6 protein-coding genes are annotated in these 5,221 nt (G+C 29.8%); all 6 read left to right on the top strand.

Annotated features, from left to right (window positions below):
• A partial coding sequence (mobQ, locus tag NH288_RS11195) for a MobQ family relaxase (RefSeq protein ID WP_265215369.1) occupies nt 1–1,580 on the top strand: 1,580 nt, incomplete at its 5' end.
• A 73-nt stretch (nt 1,581–1,653) separates the two neighbouring features.
• Nucleotides 1,654–1,827: a hypothetical protein gene (locus NH288_RS11190; RefSeq protein ID WP_265215367.1), complete on the top strand. Its 174-nt coding sequence runs from the start codon at nt 1,654–1,656 to the stop codon at nt 1,825–1,827.
• Nucleotides 1,828–2,010: 183 nt separating this feature from the next.
• Entirely contained in the window at nt 2,011–2,538 is a 528-nt protein-coding gene (locus tag NH288_RS11185) for a PcfB family protein (protein WP_265215365.1), read from the top strand.
• Between the two features lie 406 nt (nt 2,539–2,944).
• Nucleotides 2,945–3,940, top strand: a complete 996-nt coding sequence (locus tag NH288_RS11180; protein WP_265215363.1) for an ORF6N domain-containing protein — start codon at nt 2,945–2,947, stop codon at nt 3,938–3,940.
• A gap of 87 nt (nt 3,941–4,027) precedes the next feature.
• On the top strand, nt 4,028–4,729 hold the full coding sequence (locus NH288_RS11175) for a replisome organizer (protein ID WP_265215362.1): 702 nt from the start codon (nt 4,028–4,030) through the stop codon (nt 4,727–4,729).
• Between the two features lie 152 nt (nt 4,730–4,881).
• Nucleotides 4,882–5,106, top strand: a complete 225-nt coding sequence (locus NH288_RS11170) for a hypothetical protein (protein WP_265215361.1) — start codon at nt 4,882–4,884, stop codon at nt 5,104–5,106.
• Nucleotides 5,107–5,221 lie beyond the last annotated feature (115 nt).

The raw sequence follows: 5,221 nt of genomic DNA, 5'->3' as shown, positions 1-5,221 counted from the left end.
GTGCAGTAGCAAGTGCAGCATATATAAGTGGAGAAAAAATAAAAAATGAATGGGACGGAGTAACCCATGACTATACAAGAAAAGAAAAAGTATTAGTAAAAAATATAATATTGCCTGATCATATACCGAAAGAATTTAATGATAGGTCGACCTTATGGAATAAAGTAGAAATGGCAGAAAAAAATTCTAATGCACAACTAGCAAGACAATTCATAATAGGACTACCAAAAGAATTAACTTTAAGTGAAAATAAAAACCTAGTCGAAAGATTTATAAAAGAAAATCTAACATCACAAGAAATGATAGTAGATTATGCAATTCATGATGAGAGTCAAGATAAAAATGGAAATATTCATTGTCATATAATGACAATAATGCGACCCATAAACGAAAAAGGAGAGTTCTTAGCAAAGTCAAAAAAAGAATATATCCTAGATGAAAAAGGAGAAAAGATTTTAAACAAAAATGGAAAACCAAAGACAAGAAAAGTAGAACTAACAACCTGGAACGATAAAGGCAATGTAGAAAAATGGAGAGAAAATTTTTCAAACCTTTGTAATGAATATCTAGCAAAAAACAAAATAGAAAAAAGAGTAGACCATAGGAGTTTTAAAAGACAAGGCATAAAACAAATACCAACAATACATCTAGGAGCAAGTGCTAGTGCAATGGAAAGAAAGGGAATAAGAACAGAAAAAGGAGATATAAATCGTGAAATAAAAAAACAGAATGAACTATTAAAAAACATAGGCAATGAAATAAAGAAAATAACATATTGGTTAGCAGGCTTCAAAGATAAACTAAAAGAATCATACAAGGAATATAAAGACCAAAGTAAAAAGCAAATAGAAAATGAATCAGGACTCTTTAACCTCTATGAATATTTAAGCTTTTATCAAGAAATGCAAGAAAATAATAGAGCTGAATTATCATTTTATGGTAAAAGAAACAAGGCAATCTATGATCTAAAAAGATATGCAAGTGGAATAAATTATCTAAGAGAAAACAAAATAAAAACCATATCAGACCTACAAGGACATATAAATAACATAAGAAGTAAAAACTCTGAAATATATAAGACCATAAAAGAAAACAGTCAAAAGATAGAAGACCTTAATAAGTGTTTAGCCTATGCAAAGACTGTAAGAAAAACAAAAGCAACCTACCAAGAATATGAAAGCAAGAAAATATTCAAAGAAAGCTTCTACAAGAATAATCAAAAGGAAATAGACCAACATATAAGGGCAAGAACCTTAATTGAAAAAATCAGTGGAAAGAAAAATTTAAGAGAAAAAGAATGGTTAGGAGAAATCAAAAACCTAGAAGACGAAATCAGTAAATTAAATACAGAGTCAGAAAAGATAAGGGAAAGATACAAGGAAATAAATCATATTAAATATGCAGTAGAAGTAGTCAATGAAGAATATGGTATTGACCTATCAATAGAAATTGACAAGGCAATTAAGAGAGGAGAAAAAGAAAGTATCATAGAAAAGATAAAAGAGTATAAGCAAGATAGTGATAAGTTTAATGAAAAAAGGCAGACAATTAAAGACTATTACAAAAATCAAGAAAGATAAGACCTGGTAAAAATATCTTATCCAAGCTATAATATGACCAAGAAAATAAAGGCAGATCTAGGAGGTAATAGAGATGAATAAAAGGCAAGAGCTAATAGACGAACTCATAAAAGCAGATCAAGATGGAAGATACAAAACATATAAAAGCACAGAAGAAATAAAAGCGATGAACAATGAAGAAGTGCAGATATTATATTCCAACATGAAAAACTATCTATCAGATAAAAGAACACACATAAACTACTAAAGGTGGAAAGGTATTTTAAGCTATTTAAAAGTATAAAAGGTATAAAGACCTAAGAAATATATAAAAACATCAAAATAAAGCATTCCACCACCAAGAACAATAAAATAAAAACAATCAAAGGGAAGTATAGAAAAATTAAAGCCTATACTTCCCTTTTTTTAATTCAAACAAAGGAGATAAAACATGATAAACGAAGAAATAAGCAAAGAAGCAGGTCAAGCAGCACAAACCATAATAACATACACAATAAAGGCAGCAAAAGAATCAATCAACTTAGAAAAAGAAATAAGAAAAAAGATGAATGATACTTTAGAAAAAGCAAACGGAAACCTAAAAAGCCTTATGGGCGATGAAATGAAACTAAAAGACCTCTACAAGAAAGGACAACTAGAAAATATAAGCATAGATCAAAGTGACTTCAAAGACTTAAAAAAAGAACTAAACAAACTTGGAGTAAAGTTTTCAGTAATGAAAAATAAAGGAAGCAAAAACTATGAAGTATTCTTCCAAGCCAAAGACATAAAAGTAATGGAATATGCCTTTAAACAAATCATAGCCAAAGAAAATAAAAAAGAAAAAGAAAGTATCCTAAAACAAATAAAGAAATACAAAGACCTATCCAAGAACAAGGATAAGACAAAAGAGAAAGTCAAAAGGAAAGTAAAAGAAAAAGTAAAACCAAGCAAAAAAGATATGACCAGAGAAATCTAAGGGAGTAACGAAAAGTTACACCCTTAAATATCTATAATAACAAGACTTCCGAAAATCAGAAATCAAGAATTTCGATTATCGAAAATCAAGAAAGGAGCAGATATGGCAACAAACAAAAGATATTATTGGATAAAATTAAAAGAAGAATTTTTCACAGACAAAATAAACAGAGGACATTGTCCTTAATGAGTCCAACCCATGTCCGACAAGAGATAGAGATAGAGAAAGATATAGAGATAGATAAAGAGAGGGGGAAAGATAGAAAAGATTTAATATTTTTGGTATAATTATAGCAATTATACTTTGAAGATATGATGGAGAATTAGCTTACAAGCTGTAAGCTGAATGAAATAAAGAGAAAATGGCTACAAGTTGTAGTCCAAAAAATATACTGGAGGTGCATTTTGTGGCAGATCAAAATAAAGAAATAGTAGTAATCAATGAAGATACGATTAAGAATAGGATTTACTATATAAGAAATCAAAAGGTTATGCTTGATTTTGAACTTGCTGAAATCTATGGATATACAACGACAAGATTTAACGAGCAAGTAAAAAACAATTCGGAGAAATTTGATGATGATTTTATGTTTCAGTTGACGAAATCAGAGTTTGAAAACTTGATATCGAAAAAATCGACATCAAGTTGGGGCGGTCGTAGAAAACTACCTTATGCTTTTACAGAGCAGGGTATTTATATGCTTATGACTGTATTAAGAGGAGAACTTGCCGTTAGACAGAGCAAGGCTTTAATACGAATGTTTAAGCAGATGAAAGACTTCATCATTGAAAATCAAGATTTTATCAGTTCAAAAGAATTAGTACAAATTGCCATTCAAACCAACCAAAACACAAATGATATTGCAAGGATAGATAGTAAGATTAACACATTAGCTACTAAAGAAGATTTGAAAAAGGTAATGGATAATTTTATAGACCCGGAAACATATAAACATTTCCTCTTGATGAATGGAGATAAGATAGAAGCTGATGTTGCCTATACAAAAATATATAAATCAGCAAAGAAAAGCATTTATGTAATAGATAACTATATCGGACTTAAAACATTAGAACTTTTAAGAGCTGCAAGAGATAAGACTCAAATCGTAGTCTTTAGTGATAATGTCAAGAACAAGGATATGCTTACAAAAAACATCTTAGATGATTTTAGAAAAGACTATCCTAATATAGACCTGAAACTGAAGATAGCGGGTAAAAAATACCATGATAGATACATTGCCATAGACTATGGAACGGGAAATGAAGCCTTTTATCTTTGCGGAGCATCATCAAAGGATGCAGGAAATAAAATATCAAGTATTACCAAGATAGAAGAATCTTCTAAAGATATGTACCATGATATGTTTAGTAAGATGTTGAATAATAAAGACTTAAAAATTTAATATATAATTATGTTAAATCATAGCAATACACAAGGCGGTAGAATTAAAAACTATCGTCTTTTTTTATTTGAAGAAAGGTAGGAGAGCATGGCAGATAAAAGAATGTTTTCACTAAAGATAGTGGATAGCGATTTATTTTTGGATATGCCACTAAGTAGTCAATGTCTGTATTTTCATTTATCAATGAGGGCAGATGATGATGGTTTTGTAAATAATCCTAAGAAAATCATCAAAATAATCGGAGCAAATGAAGATGACCTAAAAATACTCATTGCCAAAGGCTTTGTGATAGTCTTTGATCAGGGAATTATCGTCATTACTCATTGGAAGATAAATAACTATATTAGAAAAGACAGATATAAGCCAACAATGTATATAGAGCAGAAACAGCAGCTTTATCAAACGGAAAATGGAGCATATATTTCAGAAGAAAAAGTTGGTTGTCATCTGGTTAACCAAAGGTTGTCAAGTGGTCAACCCAGTATAGATAAGGGTAGATTAGATAAGGTTAGTATAGATAAGGGGAGAGAAGAACAGTCCACCCCCATTTTTTATGGAGAATTCAAAAATGTAAGGTTAAGCGAAGAAGAATATAAAAACCTTAAAGAAAAATTAAACTCACACGCAGAAATAATGATAAATAAACTATCCAGATACATGGAAAGCAGTGGTAAGACCTATCAAAACCATTATGCGACAATCTTAAAATGGTATGAAGAAGACAAAGAAAAACCAAGACATCAAGGAGGGAATAAAAAAATGAACTATGACGTAGGAGAATCTTTATAGGTAAAAAGAGGTGGAAAGCCATTATTAAAGACTTTAAGTATGAAAAGGTATAAAAGTATGCCAGAGATAAAAAAATATAAATATGACACTTAAAAGGCGATTAGAAAATTAAAAATCTAATCGCCTTTTTTTATTGCATGAAAGGATAAGCTATGACAAAAAGACAAACAAAATACATTGTAAAAAGAAATTATGATAATAGAAGAACAGACACAGACGCTTTTCTAAGACTAATAAGAAAATCAAGCAAAATAAGTAAGGACAATGAAATTGAGTATAGCAAATATAATATTGATAGTAATAAAAAAGAGTGCTATAATAAAAATAGTTTTAGAGAAAGTTGTGTTATTTCTGAAAACTCAAACAAGGAGGAATAGGAAATGATACAAACAAATTCAAATCACTTTTCATTCAAAGCTGCAATTTATTGCAGACTATCTAAAGATGATGAGCAGAAAGGAGAGAGTGCCAGCATACAAAACCAAAAGGAAC

This window comes from Anaerococcus sp. NML200537 (assembly GCF_026131715.1).
Classification (GTDB): domain Bacteria; phylum Bacillota; class Clostridia; order Tissierellales; family Peptoniphilaceae; genus Anaerococcus; species Anaerococcus kampingae.
This window is presented reverse-complemented; position numbering and strand designations above follow the sequence as displayed.